At 47.0% G+C, this 1,013-nt stretch carries 3 protein-coding genes; all 3 read left to right on the top strand.

Annotation, left to right across the window (positions count from 1 at the left end):
- Positions 1-34: 34 nt before the first annotated feature.
- Positions 35-466, top strand: coding sequence for an ATP-binding cassette domain-containing protein (locus DKW60_RS24435; RefSeq protein WP_245929774.1), 432 nt, complete (start codon positions 35-37; stop codon positions 464-466).
- Positions 361-681, top strand: coding sequence for an ATP-binding cassette domain-containing protein (locus DKW60_RS24600; RefSeq protein WP_342767129.1), 321 nt, complete (start codon positions 361-363; stop codon positions 679-681). Before DKW60_RS24435 ends, DKW60_RS24600 begins: the two co-directional genes overlap by 106 nt.
- Before the next feature lie 130 nt (positions 682-811).
- On the top strand, positions 812-1,013 hold a 202-nt coding region (locus DKW60_RS23900), incomplete at its 3' end, for a GFA family protein (RefSeq protein WP_484170953.1).

The raw sequence follows: 1,013 nt of genomic DNA, 5'->3' as shown, positions 1-1,013 counted from the left end.
AAAATGATGCACTACTAGCTCTCGTGCTAAGAAAATGGAAAAAATCACGCTGAATGAAGTGAAAATGTCGAGTCGTCAAACGCCGAGCCTGACCTTTACCCAGAGTAAAAAACTACACCGTCAGGCACTTGTACTGGAAAAACTATCCCACGGTTATGATGGCGAAACCTTGTTTAAAGACGGCAATGTGATTCTGGAAGCTGGTGCAAAGCTGGCAGTGATTGGTGAAAACGGCGCGGGTAAAACCACCTTTTTGCGCTGCCTGATGAATGAATTACAAGCTAATACGGGCGTGGTTAAGTGGTCGGAAAATGCGGTGATTGGCTACTGCCCACAAGACAGTACCGCTGATTTTNNNNTGTGCGCAGTATTTTGGGTCAGTTATTGTTTACCGAAGACGATATTAACAAGCGCGCTCGCGTGTGTTCGGGTGGTGAGAAAAATCGTCTGTTATTCGGTAAGTTAATGATGATGGACATCAATGTGTTGATCATGGATGAGCCGACTAACCACATGGATATCGAAGCGATTGAGGCACTGAACGTGGCCTTGGCAAAGTTTGATGGCACGTTGGTTTTTGTGAGTCATGACCGTGAGTTTGTTTCTTCACTTGCTACCCGTGTGATCGAGATTAAAGAGAATAGTATGNNTATATGGCGAGTTTGGGGCAGAAGCGCTTAGTTGCTTAATGTAGTGCTCACTATCGATTCTTAATCTGTGCCTACAAAATCCTTGATTGACCTGCTGACGTAAATGCCTGATGTTGGGCGGATAGTGATATTGATTGTGTTCAGTAGGAAGATCCCAGGATATGAGTCAGTTAGATAAAGCAGTGGATGGCGTGGTCGTTAATAATGACGCGAATGGCTCAGGCGATTCTGCGGGTCAGGATGCAGCAATTCCTGCAACGGGTGGTTGCATTTGCGGCGGCGTGCGTTACCAAGTCAGCGACCGTAGCAGGCTTCGCCAAGTAGTCGCTTGCCACTGTGATCAATGCCGCCGTTTCAGCGGAC

It is taken from the genome of Leucothrix pacifica, from assembly GCF_003172875.1.
Taxonomy (GTDB): Bacteria; Pseudomonadota; Gammaproteobacteria; order Thiotrichales; family Thiotrichaceae; genus Leucothrix; species Leucothrix pacifica.
Note: the sequence above shows the minus strand (reverse complement) of the source record. Positions and strands in the feature narration are given on the sequence as shown.